We start from the raw sequence: 19026 nt of genomic DNA on the forward strand, positions 1-19026 counted from the left end.
TATGAGCGGTGACTTCAACCTACATGCCGTCTTTAGAACTGAGAGCAGCGTCGACCTTTCGTTTGTACAGTGGCAAAAACGTTTCGATTGTACGGGGCTGGTCGTCGAACCACTCTGTCAGAACCTCAAAGCCACCAAACGAGTACCGGTTCATTTCCTTGAGACCAGCATCGCTCAGGTGTGATGCCGACAATGGATTCACCAGGTGATGGATTGCTGAATGGAGCGTCGTCCGTTCAGAGAGCTTCACGCCAAGTGACTTAATCTCTCGACTCAGAAACAGTGAGAGGACGAGGCGGCCCTTTGCCCGGTAGTCACCAGGGAAGTCATCTACCAATTCTGTCGTGTCCCCGCTCGAAATGTCCTCTTTACGCCCGACGGCAAGTCCAGCCATCAGGCATAGGTAGTACATATCGAAGTCGAGATCGAACGCGCTCTCGACGTTCTTGAACCACTTGCGAGTGTCTTTGCGAAGTCTAAACGGCATTTCCAGCCTCTCGATCTACGTGGAATTCGTGGAAGAATGGTCGTCCGAAGACACACAGTCCATCCGGGCTGTCTTGGATTTCAGGTTGTGTGCCGGCGGATTCGTCGAGATCGGTGGCACCTTTTCGGAATAGTGTGATGTATTGCAACGGCTCGGACGCGGACTGTTCCAAATTCTTCAGGAATCCTTCCCGCTCGCTCGATATCGTGAACGCCAGGAACTGACCAGTGAGACGCGGAATAAGCTCCGCGACCTTTGATCGGACCCGCAAATCGATCGGGTTCGCCGGACTGTCAACCACGAACGGAAGATCGTGATCTGTCCGGTTGAAGAGTGTGGCGAGGAACGCGTACGCAACCGACAGCGTTTCGCCGACACTGCCGCCTTCTTGGTTTTGAAGCAGAAGGCAACGATTCACCTCGCGAATGCGGATTGCATTGTTCGGCATCAGTGACTCGATGCGATCATTCGCGTCGGTGCAAATCTCGCGACTGATTCCTGCTCTGGCGAGCTGATGTGCAGCTTCAAGAATCTTCACGAGGATGTCTCGCTTGCCCTTGAGAGCTAATGTTTGGCTAATCTCGGCAAGCTTGTCTTCTGCATCGGAGAGTCGCCGCTTCAGGACTTTGATGCCAAAGGTGTCGTCGTCTCCGGCGGTGTCCAAGATGTCGTCGTACTTCTGAAGATCGTCATCCAAGCTACGGAGTTTCTCTTCGAGGTGTGTGATGTCGCGTTGAGCTTCTTCGAGAGTCGGGTCATTGGCAACTCCCTCGGTTTCTATTCGGTCCCGCTCGGTCCGCATTTCACTCGCCTTGCGGGTGCAGTCGGTCAGGTCCTTAACTTGCGTTTTCAGGTCTGCCTCATGTTCTTCCGGCATAGCCCCCACAATGTCGGCGACGTCTCCTTTTATTGCATTCAGGAGTGCGACGTCGTCGGATCCCAAGTATTGCGACGCTCGTTCTCTGATGACACGCCGGGTATCGTCATTCAATTCGCGTCCGCACACGCAATGCGGCTCTTCAGCTAATTCTTCGAAGAATTCTCGTGCAGTGCTCTCGGGTAGTTTGACGCGGTCGAGACTGTTCTTAAAGGTTAACATTTCGAAGGCGAATACGGCGGAGAGCGAATGCGGATTGCGCATCTTCGTCAGCAGAGACTTGGCGGAATAGTCCACCGCTGCACTCGCTGCAACCAAGTCAGCATCCGCTTTTCGTAGACGATCACCCAACTCCTTCTGCGCAGCGAGTGCAGACTGGAAACGACGTTTCTTCTTCTGAAAATCCCGGCTCAGGTCGTCGCGGCTCTTCTGCAACTTTGCCTGTTCCAATTCGAGTTGGGAAATTCGATTTCGGAGGGTAGACACGCGGTTCCTGCGACGGGAAAGTCCGCGGTCTTCGGTTGCGCCACGGTTTGATGTCTGTTGCTCCCAATATTCTCGGACTCGATTTCCCACCGAGTTGAAGAGGCTCAGTTGGAAGAGATCCTCAATGACCGATTGCGCATTCGTGTGGTTGTGGTTGAGAAGCTGTTCCGCTAACTCGCCGTCGAAGACGAAGAAGTTCACGAACTCCGGGCGAAGGAATCTGGCCAAGTCCCTCGGCGGATGAAATCCTTGCTTCATCCCTGCCGGTACGGTCGTCGTGTACCGTATCGTTCCGTCTTCGAAATTGAGTGCCAGATTGATCGTGATCCGGTGTTGGTTGTGGAGTAGGGCGACTCGAAAAAGACCGTCCACTCAGGAGTCTCCTCGCTTTCGAAAAGACCGTACTTTTCCGGCGTCCCATGAATTCTGAGCGGCGGGCGGTTGCCTTCTTCCACACCTGCTTGAGACGAAATCGGTCGTCAGCATCGGGCGTGTACTCGATGGCGTGGTATGTGAAAGGCGCGAGGATGCTGCTGCGGATCGCGTCCTCAAGACCGAATCTGTAAAGCACCGGTCCGACGTGCGACTCGATGAACGCGTTTCCGACGCTGTCGTATTCACGGTCAGGAGTGGCACTTAGGCCAAGTCGATATGGAATCGGGGTGGACAATGTCCCGAGCGACTGGCGGTTGCCGGGGCTGCCAAGCCGATGGACTTCGTCATGGATTAGAAATGTGTTCGCCGCATCTTCTGGGCTCAGATTTCTTAGAGCCGGTGCTAAATTTGGCCGAGAAATGAGCAGGATCGTGTGTTGTGGATCGAGAATAAAATTGTCGCGTTCGTAATACGACTGGTAGTGTCGAAGGACTCTGAATCGCTGTGACAATTGCCGCGTAAGGTCCAGCAGGTGAATGTACCACTGATCCAGCAGGTCGTTTCCATCGGTCGAGACAATGATCGTCTGAATAGCATTCTCCGTGAGAAGCCGTTGGCAAAGATGCAGTGCGGTCCGCGTTTTCCCTGTTCCGGTCGCCATCTCTAACACGCCACGGCGTTTGTCCAGGAAGTGCTGAACGGCTTCACTCTGATGCGGCCACAATCGCCCTGTCGAAGTTGCTGGTGTTCGAACATTGAATTGCCGAGCTTCCTGTGAGTCTTCGAAGATACGCAGAAGATCGCGTTTCACCGCTTCCGGAAACGAAAACGTATCGGCTCCGCGTGCTTTGCCTTCCCAGAGCAATTCAAAGTGACGTCGTTTCGCCAGGGCACGAGAGTCATCTTCCCACGACGGGAACACGTCGATGCACTCGTAGTTGATCTCCAAGCCTGAGCGACTTTCGTTGGGCGATCCGGCGAAGGACACATAGTCGCCCACATCGTCGAGATAGATTCCGACCTTTTCGTGGTAAATCCCGCGCCCGCTCTTGGGCAAGGAGATCCTGATCTCAAGTCGGTCGAGTTGTAGCAGCGACATTAACAATGCGGAACCCCGTCCAAAGGGTGCCGCAAAGTCAATTTGGATTTGCTCCAAGAGACGCTGTTCGCAAACGGCTTGTCGATCCAATCCTTGCTCGATGGCCTGAATGTCCTCGTCCTGAAGATGAACCGATGTGATTAGCCGCATCTTACCGCCACGTCTGATGAAATCACCCAGCGGCGAACCAATCGCTTCCAGCGCGGTGCTGGAGAAAAAGCCCGCCGCCCTCCAATACTGGTGCGATTGCTTCAATGCTGGGTGGTAGAAGTCCTGAATCAGGTTGTCATAGCCTGAGCGGTACTCCGTAAGAAATTCGCAGCTTCGCAGCCCCATACAACGCCCTCTCTCTTAGTGGTGCAGAGTCAGACTCGCTTCTACCCCTGCACTATGTTCTTCAAGTGGACGCTCCAGTACGTGCGGAGGTCGCTGTAGATTCAGTCGCGTTGGCCTGCATTCCCTCTGCTCGTGCGTATTCCAGGATCAGCAGATCCAGACCGACGAGGGCGAGTTTTGCAATCCTTGGATCGGATGCCTCAGAAGTTTCTGTATGCGTATCGAAAAGGGCGAGAACCTTGCTGTATACCTCTCGATAGAATGGGTGCCGCATGTTGATGCGGACGGTCGCGTTCTCTCCCTGGTGATCTTCTTCCATCAATTTGTTGCCCGGCCAGCTCTGTGGAACGATCGTCAGAGGACGGATACGAATTCCTTTTTCGGCCTCCTGGCGCTGTTCTGGCTTCTCCTTTCTGCGTGGCCACGACGCGGACGTGCGCCAGCATGTGACGGATCAACTCGTGCGTCAAAGCAACGTGCCAGTCTGGGCCAAGCTTCCACAGACCGATCGTCACGGGAGGGCCTTACCCTTACCCTCTCCGGGAAGCAACTCGGAATTCTCAGACAGCTGAGAACACCAGAGAAATGTTCTGGCCGCCGAAGCCGAAGCTGTTGCTCAGGACATGTTTTGACGGCAGGTCACGCGCGGTATTGGGAATGTAATCAAGGTCACATTCCGGGTCATGGTTTTCGAGATTGATGGTCGGAGGGGCGGCTCCCTTTTGCATCGCGAGGATGGCGAAGATCGATTCAATCCCGCCACTGGCGGCGACGAGGTGGCCGGTCATGCTCTTTGTGCTGCTGATTGGAATGCTCTTGGCTCGCTCGCCAAAGGCGGTCTTGATCGCCATCGTTTCCAGCTTGTCGTTTGCCTTCGTACTCGTCCCGTGAGCATTCAGGTAATCGATCTGCTCGGGATTCAGCTTCGCCTGCTTGAGAGCCATCGACATCGAAGCGGCTGCTCCTCGTCCTTCTGGATGGATATCTGTGATGCGGTACGCATCGGCTGTCGAGCCATACCCCGTCAGTTCCGCCAGAATGTTCGCACCACGCTTCTTCGCGGATTCGTATTCTTCCAGAATGAGCATGCCGGCCCCTTCTCCTAAGACGAATCCATCGCGATCCCGATCGAACGGGCGCGAGGCTCGCTGGGGATCGTCATTGCGAGTCGACAAGGTCGTCAGCAGCGAAAAGCCAGACATCCCGAAATAGTGAATCATGGAGGTACTACCGCCCGTCAGCATGGCATCCGCGTCTCCCTGACGGATTAACTCTGCGGACTCTCCGATGGCCTGGGCTGCTGCTGCGCAGGCCGTCAATGTGTTGGCATTCGGTCCGAAGAACTGAAATCGTCCCGCCAGATGCCCTGGGACAGCATGCGGCTCCTGTTCAAATTCTCTTTCCGGATGCAGTTCACTGAGCGCGATCTGCGTGAATTTCTTCATATCGACATTTCCATTGTCATACGACCGGGCGATCATGCCCATGAACTCTGGAAAGTCCTGGGCCCCTTCTCCTGATCCCGTGTAAACGCCGATCTGCTCGGGCTGGTAAAAGCCATCGAGAATGCCGCTCTGGTCGACGGCTTCCTGAGACGCGATCAATCCAAAGTGAACATTCCGGCCCGAGTTCGGGTAGCGCGAAGCAATGGGGTGACTGGCCGCATCGAAGTTCTTCACTTCGGCGGCAATTTTCGCTTTGAACGTATCTGGACGCAACAGAGACAGGCGATCAACCCCGGACTTACCAGCCAGTAATGCCTGCCAAGTCTCCGCAACGGTATTACCTATCGGACTCATCATTCCAATACCAGTGACCACGACCCGTCGCATAATCCGCTACTCCACTGTCATACAATACGGTCAAACAATACGGCGTCAAAAATACGGCCAGAACCGAGAGATCTCTCACAAAGTTGTATATGCAAGTCTTCTTTTCGTCAATAAGTGTTTGAGGCTGTTCTCTCTTGACCAGGAAAAATGTTTCATATACAAGTAATCTTGCAATGTGTTTTGCCTTGGAACGTGCATTATGAGTCAATCCGATCCGCGTGTCACACAAATTCTCAAGACCTGCATCTCCGGACGCTTGAGATGTCTGAATCGCGTTGTGACGAATATCTACGATGATGAACTTCGGCCGTTCCAGATTAAATCCAGCCAACTCAATATCCTTGTCCTGGCAGCTGACCGTGGCAGGATGCTTCCTTCGGAAGTCGGAGAAATCCTTCAGATCGATGCATCGACACTGAGCCGGAATCTCGACCGGATGCGCACTCGCGGCTGGCTTGAACCGGTTCCTCAGGAAGATGCCCGCACACAGCCTTTCCGCGTCACCAAAGAAGGACGGGCATTGTTAAAAAAGATCTATCCGGCCTGGCTGCGCGCTCAACAAAAAGCACAAAGCCTCCTCGGTGCTGATGGTGCAAAGGCACTTATCGAAGCAACCGGGAGGCTTATGCTGTCTGAATCAGTCGACGCTTAGCGCGGCTTTGCTTTGAGGTTTTCTTCCTCGTCTTCTTTAAGTTCCTCCTCGGACGAACTCACTCCCGTGACCGGGCTATAGGAAGGCGGATCGCTGGCGGGAAATGAGTCATCCAGCGTATCGTCGATTTCTGCTTCATCAGGGATGTGATCGCCGTGCGCATCCTTTTTCCGAGACAGGCTGAAAACAACTGGCGACATCAGGTCTTTCAAGACCTGACTGAATGAGGACAGTAACACGTGAGAATAACCTGGTGTCGTAATCGTGAGCGTATTCATGTGACTCTCCTGGCTGATAAAGTGTTATCAGTCCATTCATCATGCACACGCTGTGCCTGACTATCCAGTCGCGGCTTTTGGCGAAGAATTCTTCGCGTTTTGTACGGCTCAAGACCGGCTTGCTCGCCCGACGACCAGGATCAGGCCAATCCCGTCAGCTTTCTTGCTGTCCAAAAGACACCCAGCAGGACAACAATGGCACCTCCCCAGATCGGGTCCGCCCATAAACGATACCGACGAACCAGCGGTTCGGGCTCGGGCAATTTCGCCAGTTCATCAATGACCGATTCGACATCATCAATCTGGGCAACCTGGCCGCGCGTGATCTCCGCGATCTCTTTCATCACATCTTCTCGCGCCGGCTGGCCAATCTTTTCCTTATCAACACCCAGAACGGAGATCGATGTTTCCAGTCGCGACCCGTTTTCCAGACAGGTCGTCACGAGTTTATACTCGCCCCCTGCTTTCGGAGTGAACGTCCCGGTAAACAGTCCCCAGGCATCCTCTCCTGCGGTCACGAGTTTGACGGAGTCCACTGTTCCCGATGGATCCGTAATCTGCACGACGACCGTTCCCTCCTTGAGAGGCTCGCCGGTCGAACTCATCACGTTGGCATTCAGCGTGACCGTATCACCCGCATTCGGACGCTCTGGCGTATAGAACAACCGCATCGCTTCGCCGGTCGACATATTCCGTTGATACGCCATCCAGCGGACAACCTGTCCCCAGAAGCGATAATGGTAAAGGTCTTCGACCCCTTCTCGCCAACGCCAGGCCCCGTCGGTCCCCATGAAAAGAACCTTCCCAGTGCCCGAGGGGCGTGTCACGATCAGCGGCACCCGGCCATCAGGTGTGGTCTCGGATTCGTGTGTCGCGAGAACCTGACTGCCAATCTTGGCCCGCTGAGTAGCGGCATACCACTGAAATCCAGGCAGGTTCGTCCAGACGTCTTCATTCTCGAGTTCTTCGGGTTCAAGTCGCGTTAACAACGACTTCCGTCCCGCTTCCGTCAGCGAGAACCGGGCAGGGATGACTGATCCAAACCCGCGAGGTGTCGCAGAGTCTGGCACGACGGGATAAAGGTCTTCCAAAGCCGATGTCAGCAATGTTGCCTGCTTGCCGCGAAACCCCGGCAGGAAGACTAAACCACCTGCTTGACTGATGACAAGCTGTTTGAGGTTTTCGCAGTCCTGAGCCGTCAGCTGGCCGCTTTCAAGTCCGACATCACCCAGGAAGACAACGTCATAGTCGAACAGTTCTGACTCGTTGGGAAACTTCTCCAGATACCCGCGACCGCCACCGACCTCTTTCAGGTCAGGATGAAACAAAAGACACGCAATATCGACCCCCGGATCTCGCTCGAGTGCATTCCGCAGGTAGCGATACTCCCAGCGTGGATACGACTCGACAATCAGGACTTTCAGCGTTTCCTGATTGATCGTGATCGGAAAGGAAATCTTGTTGTTTGATTTATTGATCTCCGCCTCATCCACCGGAATATCGATGCTCAGCGTGTACTCACCGACCTTCTCGGGCTTCCAGTTGAGGGAATCCCGCAGTTGGCCCATGCCAGACACACGGACGTTCTTCTGGATGATTTCCCCCTGTGTCCCGTTCAGCGTGACATTGATGTCCCGATCACGCGGCAGGTAACTGAGAATTCGAAACGGGATATTCAGCGTCTTGCCGACAACCCCAAACGTCGGTGCATCAACCGAGGCCAGTTCGACATCGGGGAGACGATCAGGACTTCCGACGGTAACCGCATGAACCGGGACCCCTTTCATCCGCAACTTCGTGGCAGATGTATGCGGCGCAGGACCGGTGTTCCAGTCGCCATCCGACATCAGCACGATCCCTCGCAGGAGTGGAAACTTTTGCGACACATGATCGAGAGCGCCGCCGAGGTCAGATCCTTGTGAGGCGTCCTTGAGTTCCGACGAAAACGGCTCGAACACCACCTCCATCTTCTCAGACAGCGGTGCCCACTTCGGATCGAGTTGAGGCTTTGCCTCTTTCGATTCAATGGTACCCTCTGCTGGCGAAGGTGGGGTCACGACTTTGTCGACGACTTCGCGACGTGTCTGTGCAGGGTTCGTCGGGTTCCTCGGATCGAGGACATCCTGCGTCTTCATCGACGAAGACGTATCGTAAAGCACGACCAGCGTCGGTTTCTTGTCCGGGCGGATTTCCTCCAGGTACTCAGGCTGGTTCAGCGTAATCAGCGCCATCGCGATCAGCGTCAGACGTAAGCCTTCGAGGAGGAGCATCTTGGTTGAATGCCCGCTGCGCGCGTAGCTGAGCCAGCTGCAATAAATCGCGATCAACATCACGACCAGCGAGATGACCAGAGTCGAGGTAGTCCAGAAAAACGTCATACGATTTTTGTCAGGCGGCAGGGCGTTCGGGGGTACGGACTTGTGGGAACTGCATGGAAACGGGGGCTTTATCGGGAATGCAAAGGATACATTCCACAACGAGGGCGATGACCATGATGATCAGAAAGAATCGCCAGACTTCACTGGCCAGTGCAAAGTTACTTCCCGCCTGATCGTCGATCAGCGTGAAATCCAGGCCAGACATTGATTCGTCCAACGTCTCCTTCGCGACAACCGAAAGATCATCTTCCGCAGACGGGCGAGTCAAACCGACATAGCGATCGTCACTCTGATAAAGCCCTGCTTCATAGGGACGCTGAGACGGCATGACCGCTTCCGCGTAGGTATCGACTGGCTTCCAGTTCGTCGTCGCTTCTTCTGAAATCGTTCCGCAGGTCAGACTGCGGGCGGCTTGCAGTGTCGCTGCCCCCTGGTCGAGAACGCGGTGCATCATGATGTAGAATACGATCCCGTTCCGCGCCAGTGTCGAATCCGCCAGACGGGGCAGTGTCGCACAGGCGTATGCTGCGCCCTGATTGGTCGTGATGCGACTGACCAGCGGGATGTTGCCATCCAGACTCGCCAAAGTCACAGCCGACTTCACGTCATAGGGACAGTATCGATACGCCGTAATGTCGCCGACTGGCAGGGGAGCATTGCTTTGTGTGTTGGCGAAAAGATCGTTCTCGATCTTCCAGTTCTTGATGTTCAGAGGAGCATTTGCATCGGCTTCTTCCCACTGCTTCCAGCTCAATCCCAGAAGCGAAGAATCATCGGGTGAATCGGGCGGGAAGAAAAAGACGCTGCGGCCCATCGCGAGAAAACTTTCGATCTGCTGAGCCGTCTGGCCAGTTGGCAAGGGGCCCTGCCAGATGAGACAGGCCGAGGCGTTAAAGTCGATGGCGGCCGCTTCACTCGGACGAAGGACTTCGGTCGTAAAGCTGACGCCACGCTGCGAAGGTGTTTCCATCGCGAGCTTGATCAGGCTTCCAATATCTGATGACTCGGCCACGATCGTCGTCTGACGGGCAGCCAGTTCTGAATAAACGAAATGCGAAACGTCATCAGTGACATTCTGATCTCGGGGCAGCTCGACGTAACCCCAGCCACGTGTCGACTCACGATCAAGAGGAATCGCCTGTCCTGCGATGAGCGTTCTTGCCCCTGTCAGTTCAATATCAATGGTCGACCTCGCCCCATTGATGACGAGATTCACCGGCACCTTGATCGACTCGTCACTCGACTTTGATCGCGTGACTTCCATATCCAGCCGCAGTTCTGAAGTCGTCGGCGTCAGCACCCGTTCGACTTTCGTCACACTGATTGCCAGATTGTTCTCGGGAATGGTCGGGTAGGTCAGCAGGTAGAAACGGACACCCTGACGATCCGCCAGCTGCGTTCGAATTGCTTCCCAGCGACCACTGCTTGGCGACCAGTCATTATTCCGCAAGTCCGAGCAGATCCAGACATCCGTCCGACCCAGTTGATTGACGGTGATGTATTCGACAGCCGATTCGATCAGGGCAGGAATGTCGGCAGCCGTCGCGGTGGCGACTGTCTGTGGCAGATCGAGGAGGTTCTCTGCGGAATCGAGTTTCAGCGGCTTGGCTGTCGCGCTGTCAATGAGGATCAGCTCGGTGTTGCGTCCCGAGGTGTTGACCATGTCGGCAACTTTTTGCAGCGACGTGAGACGCTTTGACGGGCTGCCTTGTGTACTCTGCTGTTCCATGCTCGCAGAGCGGTCCAGAATGACAATGGTTGTCTCTGGTTGTGAACCGCCGCCGAAGAAGGACCAGCCTGTCGCCATTGGGCGACTGAGTGCAAACAGCAACCCCGCAACCGCCAGCATCCGCGCGATCAGGATGAAAATGTATTTGAGACGCGCCATCCCCTTGGCCATCCGTTTGGCCTGCAGCAGAAACATCGTCGCCGCCCAGGGGATCGTCTTATAACGCTGCTGATTGATCAGGTGGATCAAGATCGGCAACGCGATCAGCGGGAGAGCGAAAAGAATAAAGGGTTGGAGGAACGTCATAGGTGAGTTTTGAAATTGGAAATTAGGAATTGGAAATTGGAAAGAAGAAACAGCCGAGCGAAGCGGATCGGCTAATTTCTAATTTCAAATTCCCGATTTCCATAATTAGGACTTTCGTGCAAGGAGGAACCGCACGAGGACATCTGCGTAGTTCTCTTCTAAGTTGACTCGGTGATAGTCCACGCCTGATTCGCGCATGACCGTCTTGACCTGTTCGAGATACTTCTGGACTGCTTCGCGATATTGACGCGCGATCGACACGGGATCGATGAGCATCGGTGCGCCACCTTCGAGATCGAGAAACCGCAGTGGTCGATCGAATTTGAATTCAACCTCTGTCGGGTCGAGCAGGTGAAACACGACGACATCATGCTTGCGAAATCGCAGGTGCTGAAAGCAGCCTTTGAGGACGTCAGGATCCATCAGCAGATCGGAGAAAATGACCACGAGTGCTCGTTGTTGGATCTTCTCAGCTGCGTCATGTAATGCGACTGGCAGTCCTGACATTCCCTTGGCTTCCATCTTGCCAAGTTCATCAAGAACCAGTTTCAGGTGAGCTGCACTTCGCTTCGGGGAAATCTCTTTCTCGAAGTTTTCGCCCGCACAATACAAGCCGACCGAATCCCCTTGACCCGATGCGACATAGGCGAGTGTCCCTGCCATCCGACGGGCATAATCCAGGCGAGACTTCCCGGCTTCGGTCGAGGCATTCACGCCGTATTTCATCGATCCGCTGATATCGACAACCAGACACATTCGCAGGTTGGTGTCGGCTTCGAATTCTTTGATGTAGTAGCGGTCACTGCGTCCCCAGGCGCGCCAGTCGAGTCGACGGGTATCGTCCCCGGGAACGTACTTACGATACTCAGCAAATTCCAGACTCGAGCCTCGCGTCGGACTGCGGTGTCGCCCGGTCACGTTACCGACCATCGGCATACGCGCATCAAGCGCCAGGCTCGACAGACGGGAGACGACTCGGGGATCGATAAAGTCACGCATGGAAGTTCACACTCATGGATCAGTAGCACAGACATTCTTGTCTGTGAGATTTCGAATCAGAGCCGCGACCGAAAGGGAGCGCACGTTAGCGGTACTGATCCGCAGAGGCAAGTTCTTCCACAAGTCGATTAACCACATCAATACTGCGGATGCCTTCCGACTCGGCATTGAAGTTCGTCAGAACGCGGTGTGCCAGCACTGGGCCTGCAACTTCCATAATGTCTTCCAGACGAGCCATGTAGCTACCCGTCAACGCCGCTCGCGCTTTGGCACCCAGAATCAGATACTGCACGGCACGAGGGCCCGCTCCCCAGGAAACAAGTGGCTTCAGCCACGCGGGTGTTTCTTTCAGCTGTGGACGGGTTCGACGAACCAGGTCCACGGCGAATTCATAAATGTGCTGAGGCACTGGCACCCGGCGTACCAGGCTCTGGAACCGTATAACGTCTTCGCCATGAATGATGTGTTCGAGTTGAGGGATCGCACCTCCGGTTGTCGAACGGGCGATCTGGATTTCATCGTCACGCGTCGGGTAGTCAACATGAATCAGGAACATGAACCGGTCGAGCTGAGCTTCGGGCAGCGGATAAGTTCCTTCCTGTTCGACCGGGTTCTGAGTCGCGAGCACGAAGAACGGCTGCTGCAGCGTATAAGTCCGTCCGACGACGGTCACCTTATGTTCCTGCATCGCTTCGAGCATCGCGGCTTGCGTTTTGGCAGGTGCCCGGTTGATCTCATCGGCCAGCACAATGTTGGCAAACACGGGGCCTTTCACGAACTCGAACTGACGACGTCCTTCTGCGGTCTCCTGTAGAATGTCAGTCCCGGTGATGTCCATCGGCATCAGGTCGGGCGTGAACTGGATCCGCGAAAAGTTCAGAGACATCGTTTCCGCCAGACGCGAAACCAGCAGTGTCTTGGCCAGTCCAGGAACCCCCATCAGCAGGGAGTGACCTCGGGCGAACAGGCAGATCGCCAGTTGTTCGACGACCTGCTCCTGCCCAACGATGACTTTGGCAAGCTCTGATTTCAGCTTTGCATAAATACCACGCAGCTCATCGATCGCGGCGACGTCATCCTGTTGTAATTCCGAATGCGGTTGTAGAGATGTCGACATGGTGCTCCTGAATAACCGAGAGTTCATCCGAAATAGTGAGTGCAGCGAATGAGTCGCACTACGATGATCGATACGTACGTGAAGTTCAAATCATTTGCAGGAAATCTGAGATTATTTGATCGATCCGATCTGCAAGTCGCCGTGACGGCTTTGCATGGTGACGTAATTTCCCTGGACACGGAAATAACCTTTGATGCGATCCCAGACAGCCATCTGTTGAGGATTGAGGATTGGGCGAACTTCCTCTTCGGTCAACAGATGCACGATTCGCGCAAATCTCAGCAACTCTTTCGAGTAATAATAGGATCGCGCGTATCCAGACGGATCATCGGCGACCTTCTTGTTACGAAGCAGTTCACGAATTGGATCAAGCTGATCTTTGGACAGCCAGAGTTCATCATCAAGCATCGCGAGCAGATACTCGAGATCAGCATCCTCGATCATCTTCGCCCGTTGCTGCCCGACATCTTTCAGCTTGAGTTTTTCGATCGTATGTGTCCACAGCGGGTCCGATTCCAGGTTTTGCACCTCTGGGTACTGCAGGCCGAAGGAAAAGTTCTGATTATTCTGACGCTGCATGTCTTCGTATTGTCGAAGAGTCTGAAGAGTGCTTTCACGCCACTGTGAGAGGATCTTCTGAGTTGTCCCCTTTCCTGCAACCTGCAAGGTTCGCTGGTCAGGCTGCGGGATCTCATTTTGAGACTGGTAAAACGAGACCCGAACATCAATGGCTGCCCGGAACTTCTCCTGCTGACGATTCGTCTCCTCATCAAGAGTCACATACCATTGATCGATACCGTCCGCCCCGTTGAACGTGATGTGACTGGAGGGATTGATCTGCTCGAGATCATCCAGACGTTTTTCCTGCGAAGTCGTCAGGTGCTTCTCGAAATGCTTGAGCTGCTCGGTGGCTGGTTCATAGGGGATGTAATAATTGTAGTTGTGAAATGCATATAAGGCATGCGTTCGCAGGGGCTTCTGTTCGGCAAAATCAGCACTGATCTGCTCTCTTTGCGCGGGGGTGAAATAGAGCTGATCATCAACGAGATTGATCAACTCATCGCTGTAACACCGGTGACGCCATTGCGACCGATTCTGAACTGCGTCTTCGAGCACGATCTTCTGGTCATCCGTGAGAATCTTCTCCTGGCTGATTTCCTTCTTCAGGTCGGTCAGAAACTTCCCGGCTGGTCCCGTCGCGGCGTTGAACAGGACTGGTGACGACTCCGGCAGATAACGAAAGATCTGTGCCTGCTGTCGTTGTTGCGCGTTGAGTTCCTGCGGTGCCGCTGTTGCGAGTTTCATAACGAGTTCTGTCAGCTTTTTTTCCTGCTCATCGGTCAATTCGCAGATCCCATCCACCCAGACGAGATACGTGCCGCCCAGTTCTTTCAGGCGATTCTCCCGGGCTTCTTTTTCTTTAGGTCCAAACGGATCCTGTACCGGTTGTGCGATCACACGTATGGCTGCTCTCGGGGCAGCAACTTCTTCAACCAGTTTTTGAATCGCTTTGAACGGATTGGCAATCTGAGCATTGGCGGTTGTCATGCCGCTGCTGAGTTGAGCGGTCATCAGCAATGCCGCCATCGTTATCGCTCGAACCATAGGACTGCTGCCTGACTGTCTCGAAGGGCTGGGCGAGTGACCGAACTGGGTTTTGATCGAACCATGTTGTGACCAAACTGTGTTTTCGCCCACAGAAATCTTCTTGAGTATATGCGTGAACATTTCCAGCCGCAACGTGCGATTCGCGACTTCCTGGCAAATGGAGCGTCTGAAAACTCTGTGATGCGTTCAGCTGCTGACAAGTTCCGAGAAATCCGAAGAAGGGGTTCCCTGCTTTCGTCCGCGGTTTCGGAAAGTTACAATCGTTACGTTGACGAGTGTTTACAAAGGCGATTCTGGAGAGAGTCGCGCGGGGGACTTCTCATCGGGTTTCAAATATTGGATAAGGCAGAAAACAGGATCATCAAGCGGGCAAACGAGAGACCGTCGAGCAGACAGGCGAATTGAATGTCGGAAGTGCGTCAACTGGTGGAAACCCTTTATGTCCGCGAATCACGCCGCGTGTTCGCATCCCTGGTCCGTCTGCTCGGCGACTTTGATTCCGCTGAAGAGGCAATGCACGAAGCCTTCGCTGCTGCGGTTGAGAAATGGGAAACGGAAGGGGTCCCTGCCAACCCGCGCGCCTGGTTAGTTTCTGCGGGTCGCTTCAAACGCATCGACGCGATCCGTCGCTCGGCTCGCTTTGATTCGTCAAAGGCAGACATCCTCCGAAGACAGGATGGCCTCCAGCCTGACGAGAAGGAGTTGGATGTTGGCAGGCTGGAGGACGATACCCTGCGCCTGATCTTCACGTGCTGTCACCCCTCATTGAATGAAAGCACGCAGGTCGCACTCACCTTGCGAGAAGTTTGTGGCCTGACCACTGAGGAAGTCGCCCGTGCTTTCCTGACAACGCCTCCGACGATCGCCCAGCGGATTGTCCGCGGAAAATCCAAGATCCGTAGCGCGAACATTCCTTATGAGATTCCCTCCGTCGATGAACTTCCCGAGCGTATTGAAGCGGTCCTCTCGGTCATTTACCTCGTCTTCAATGAAGGCTACTCGGCTTCCAGCGGTGATGCGGTCACCCGATCTGATCTGACCGGGGAAGCGATTCGTCTGGGGCGAGTCCTGATGGAACTCCTCGATGATTCTGAAGTTGCTGGCCTGACGGCACTCATGCTGCTTCACGATTCACGCAAGGCCGCTCGCGTTGACATGGATGGCGAACTGATCCTCCTTGAAGATCAGGACCGCAGTCTGTGGCATCGGGACGCGATCCAGGAGGGGCGCCAGCTTGTCGCCAAAGCCATGTCGAGCGGGAGCATCGGCCTTTACACCATTCAGGCTGCGATTTCATTGGCTCATGCGGAAGCCGAGAATTCGTCATCGACCAATTGGGAGCGGATCGTTTCGCTTTACGATTTGCTCCTGACAGCTGGGGAGAATCCTGTCATTGAACTGAATCGCGCCGTTGCCCTCGCCATGCGAGACGGGCCGGAGGTTGGGCTGGCGGTTATCAACACCATTCTCGCGGATGGGCATCTCAAAGATTATCACCTGGCTCACGCTGCCAAGGCTGATTTGCTGCGTCGTCTTGGGCAGAATGTCGAAGCGAAGACGTCTTATCTTCAGGCTCTCGAATTAGCGCAACTCGAACCTGAGAAACGTTTTCTGAGACGACGTCTGCAGGAAGTCAGCTGAGCTTTCACGATTTCCAGAAATTCTGAATTTGAAATGTCGAATCTCACGACGGGCAAACGACCAATTCAAAAGGGCCCGTTTCTGAATTGACCGTTTCTGAATTGACAGGGAGAGACGACAATGAGATTCGTTTGCTTAGGATGCCTGGACGTCGAAGCCTGGAACGCGCTGTCCAGTGAAGAACAAAACAAACGCGTTGAAGCCTGTATGGCGTACGACGATGAACTCCTTGCGGGCGGTCACTTTGTCGGTGGGGAAGCATTAAAAGATGTCAGCCAGGCCGTCACTCTGAGAATGAAGAATGGCGAAGTCCAAGTCGTCGATGGTCCCTACGCGGAGACTAAAGAACTCCTCGGCGGCATCCTCATCCTCGAAGCCCGTGACCTTAACCATGCGATCGCGCTGATGTCGAAACACCCAGGCGTCTCGATGGGGCCGTTTGAGATTCGCCCTGCGAACGAGGAATTCATGGCGATGATGGCGGCCCGTGGCCATGCGTTTTTCCGACAGATGCAAGAGAAGAAATTGTCCGACAGTTCATCCAGTGAAAGGCTGACTCATGTTTGAGAAACCACAAGCAGAACACAAATGGCTGGAAACGCTCCTGGGAGACTGGGAACAGGAAGGGAGTTGCGAGACTGGTCCTGACCAGCCTGCCACCATTCATAAATCCACAGTTCACGCCACGTCCCTTCATGGGATGTGGGTTGCCTTGGAACACACAGCCAAGTCCCCCGAAGGCGACGGCTGGACGTCGATCATCACCCTCGGCTATGACCCGAAACAAGAACGCTATGTCGGCACGTTCATCGGCTCGATGATGACTCACCTGTGGGTTTACAACGGCAAGATCGATGACAAAGGGCGACTCGTCCTCGACGCTGTCGGCCCGAAGTTCGGCGGCGAAGGGATGACCAACTACCAGGACATCATCGAGATCGTCAACAAAGACGAATGGATCCTCTCGTCGCGCATGCAACAGGATAACGGTGAGTGGGTCGACTTTATGAAAGCGACTAACAAGCGAGTTTGATGGTTTACAAAGATGAAACGCCAAGGGTGGCTGGGGTCAGGATTTCTAGCTGACCCCAGTAGGACTCGAAACAGACGTTCTGCCTTCATCGACTGCTACGCAATTCACTGGGGTGAGCTAACAATCCTCACCCCAGCCACCCAAATGACCTCACACTTATGGTTTCAAAAAAGAAAGTCAGCCCTATGAAATACATGCTCCTGATCTATGGTCAAGAAGACGCCTGGACCGAAGCTGAGCGGATGGAGTGTATTGAGGAATCGACCGACCTTTGCGAGGAACTCCTGGCGAAGGGTCAGTACGTCGCCTCCTCTCCTCTTCATTCCGTCACAACGGCGACCAGCATTCGTATTCGCAATGGCAAGAGATTCGTCACTGATGGACCGTTTGCTGAAACGGTCGAGCAACTTGGTGGCTACTACATCATTGACGTCGAGAACCTCGACGAAGCGATGGCGATCGCCAGTCGTATTCCTCCTGCGAAGAAGGGGACGGTCGAGATTCGCCCGATTTTTGAGACAGCCCGGATCAGTGATCTCATCGAACAGGCTCAGGTGAAGTCATGACCGATCACGTCGAGCGCTGTTGCTGTGGCGAGGGTCGCCCAGTCGAAGGCCCTCGACGCGATGAACCCAGCCGAAGTCGAGTGTTGTCCCTCGTTGAGTATGCGGGCTGGATCGTGACCGCGGCTGGACTCCTTCTCATGCCGAAATGTCCTCTCTGTCTGGCGGGTTACATGGCTGTCCTGACGGGCGTTTCCATCCCGTACGCGCAGGCGGTCTGGCTGCGAACAGGGCTAATTGTATTCTGTGCTGGGAGTCTGGCGTTTCTCATTGCTTGTCGGTTTTTCTCGCTGCCGATTCCGGGACTGTTCCGCTTAACCCAACGAAAGAATCATCATGTCCACCATCCCACATCCTCCCATCGTTGATCGCGAACGCTGGCTGGACGAGCGTAAGCAACTTCTCGAAGATGAGAAACTTGTCACCCGCCTGCAGGACCGCGTCAACGCCCGTCGTCGACGTCTGCCGATGGTCAAGATCGACAAGAACTACGAGTTCACTACTGAGGAAGGCAAAGCCTCGCTTGTCGATTTGTTTCAAGGTCGACGCCAGCTCATTGTCTACCACTTCATGTTCGATCCCTCATGGGAAAAAGGCTGCCCGGGTTGTACGGGTCTCGTCAATGCCCTTGGCGATCTCTCGATGCTCAATGATCGTCAGACAACGTACGTCCTCATCTCACGAGCCGAGCTTCCCAAGCTATTGAAATACAAAGCCGAGAAGGGCTGGGACAAACGCTGGGTCTCCTCTTTTGGCAGTGATTTCAACTATGACTTCCATGTCACTCAGGACCGCAACATCGTTCCCCTGGAATACAATTACGTCAAGCAGGAAGAAATGGATCGACGTGCTGCGGACGAACCCTACTTCCAGAACGGCGAAAACCACGGCATCAGCGTCTTCTTCAATCTCGACGACCAAGCCTATCACACGTACTCTGCGTTCGCCCGCGGCTGTGAGTCACTGACGGATTCTTACCGATTGCTTGATATCACTCCCTATGGTCGGCAGGAGGATTTCGAGGATTCGCCATCGGGGTGGCCGCAGAAGCCGACGTATGGTTGATCATAGGGGTGGCTGGGGTCAGGCTTGCTAGCTGACCCCAGACGGACTCGCGGTGGACTTCTTCTACCTACAGACGCCAACTCACACTCGACTGGGGTGAGCTAACAATCCTCACCCCAGCCACCCGTCGAAGTCCTTTTCTTCGTTACCATCTCGCAATGCAAA

General features: G+C 54.4%; 17 protein-coding genes. 7 read left to right on the forward strand and 10 right to left on the reverse strand.

The window, feature by feature from the left end; all coding sequences use genetic code 11:
• Positions 1–19: 19 nt before the first annotated feature.
• The 4 genes from SH248x_RS06325 to SH248x_RS06340 form a co-directional block, all read right to left on the reverse strand.
• Complete coding sequence (locus tag SH248x_RS06325; protein WP_459557669.1) at positions 20–487, reverse strand: hypothetical protein; 468 nt, start codon at positions 485–487, stop codon at positions 20–22.
• Positions 477–1799: a hypothetical protein gene (locus tag SH248x_RS06330; RefSeq protein WP_459557670.1), complete on the reverse strand. Its 1323-nt coding sequence runs from the start codon at positions 1797–1799 to the stop codon at positions 477–479. The genes SH248x_RS06325 and SH248x_RS06330 overlap by 11 nt, the downstream gene beginning before the upstream one ends.
• A 172-nt stretch (positions 1800–1971) precedes the next feature.
• Positions 1972–3660 carry a DEAD/DEAH box helicase family protein gene (locus SH248x_RS06335; protein ID WP_459557671.1) on the reverse strand — a complete coding sequence of 563 codons (1689 nt, stop codon included), beginning with the start codon at positions 3658–3660 and terminating at the stop codon, positions 1972–1974.
• A gap of 560 nt (positions 3661–4220) precedes the next feature.
• Entirely contained in the window at positions 4221–5492 is a 1272-nt protein-coding gene (locus tag SH248x_RS06340) for a beta-ketoacyl-[acyl-carrier-protein] synthase family protein (protein WP_459557672.1), read from the reverse strand.
• A 199-nt stretch (positions 5493–5691) separates the two neighbouring features.
• Between SH248x_RS06340 and SH248x_RS06345 the strand changes: the two genes are divergently transcribed.
• On the forward strand, positions 5692–6144 hold the full coding sequence (locus SH248x_RS06345) for a MarR family winged helix-turn-helix transcriptional regulator (RefSeq protein ID WP_459557674.1): 453 nt from the start codon (positions 5692–5694) through the stop codon (positions 6142–6144).
• On the opposite strand, the gene SH248x_RS06350 is transcribed toward SH248x_RS06345, so the two are convergent.
• The 6 genes from SH248x_RS06350 to SH248x_RS06375 form a co-directional block, all read right to left on the reverse strand.
• Entirely contained in the window at positions 6141–6422 is a 282-nt protein-coding gene (locus SH248x_RS06350; RefSeq protein ID WP_459557675.1) for a hypothetical protein, read from the reverse strand. The two genes, SH248x_RS06345 and SH248x_RS06350, sit on opposite strands and share 4 nt — an antisense overlap.
• Positions 6423–6562: 140 nt before the next feature.
• A complete protein-coding gene (locus SH248x_RS06355; RefSeq protein WP_459557676.1) occupies positions 6563–8800 on the reverse strand; it encodes a hypothetical protein in 2238 nt (745 codons plus the stop codon).
• Between the two features lie 10 nt (positions 8801–8810).
• Positions 8811–10835 (reverse strand): BatA domain-containing protein, encoded by a 2025-nt coding sequence (locus SH248x_RS06360; protein WP_459557677.1) that lies wholly within the window; start codon positions 10833–10835, stop codon positions 8811–8813.
• Positions 10836–10940: 105 nt separating this feature from the next.
• Complete coding sequence (locus SH248x_RS06365; RefSeq protein ID WP_459557678.1) at positions 10941–11834, reverse strand: DUF58 domain-containing protein; 894 nt, start codon at positions 11832–11834, stop codon at positions 10941–10943.
• A gap of 85 nt (positions 11835–11919) precedes the next feature.
• Positions 11920–12951: an AAA family ATPase gene (locus SH248x_RS06370; RefSeq protein WP_459557679.1), complete on the reverse strand. Its 1032-nt coding sequence runs from the start codon at positions 12949–12951 to the stop codon at positions 11920–11922.
• A gap of 111 nt (positions 12952–13062) precedes the next feature.
• Positions 13063–14556: a hypothetical protein gene (locus tag SH248x_RS06375; protein ID WP_459557680.1), complete on the reverse strand. Its 1494-nt coding sequence runs from the start codon at positions 14554–14556 to the stop codon at positions 13063–13065.
• 408 nt (positions 14557–14964) lie between these two features.
• Between SH248x_RS06375 and SH248x_RS06380 the strand changes: the two genes are divergently transcribed.
• The 6 genes from SH248x_RS06380 (at position 14965) to SH248x_RS06405 (ending at position 18861) form a co-directional block, all read left to right on the forward strand.
• Positions 14965–16200, forward strand: coding sequence for an RNA polymerase sigma factor (locus tag SH248x_RS06380; protein WP_459557681.1), 1236 nt, complete (start codon positions 14965–14967; stop codon positions 16198–16200).
• Between the two features lie 120 nt (positions 16201–16320).
• Positions 16321–16767 (forward strand): YciI family protein, encoded by a 447-nt coding sequence (locus SH248x_RS06385; protein WP_459557682.1) that lies wholly within the window; start codon positions 16321–16323, stop codon positions 16765–16767.
• Complete coding sequence (locus tag SH248x_RS06390; RefSeq protein WP_459557683.1) at positions 16760–17233, forward strand: DUF1579 domain-containing protein; 474 nt, start codon at positions 16760–16762, stop codon at positions 17231–17233. Before SH248x_RS06385 ends, SH248x_RS06390 begins: the two co-directional genes overlap by 8 nt.
• A 185-nt stretch (positions 17234–17418) precedes the next feature.
• A complete protein-coding gene (locus tag SH248x_RS06395) occupies positions 17419–17799 on the forward strand; it encodes a YciI family protein (protein WP_459557684.1) in 381 nt (126 codons plus the stop codon).
• Entirely contained in the window at positions 17796–18164 is a 369-nt protein-coding gene (locus SH248x_RS06400; RefSeq protein ID WP_459557685.1) for a hypothetical protein, read from the forward strand. Before SH248x_RS06395 ends, SH248x_RS06400 begins: the two co-directional genes overlap by 4 nt.
• Entirely contained in the window at positions 18133–18861 is a 729-nt protein-coding gene (locus tag SH248x_RS06405; protein WP_459557686.1) for a DUF899 domain-containing protein, read from the forward strand. The genes SH248x_RS06400 and SH248x_RS06405 overlap by 32 nt, the downstream gene beginning before the upstream one ends.
• Positions 18862–19026: the final 165 nt, after the last annotated feature.

It is taken from the genome of Lacunimicrobium album (assembly GCF_052161635.1).
GTDB lineage: Bacteria > Planctomycetota > Planctomycetia > Planctomycetales > Planctomycetaceae > SXPC01.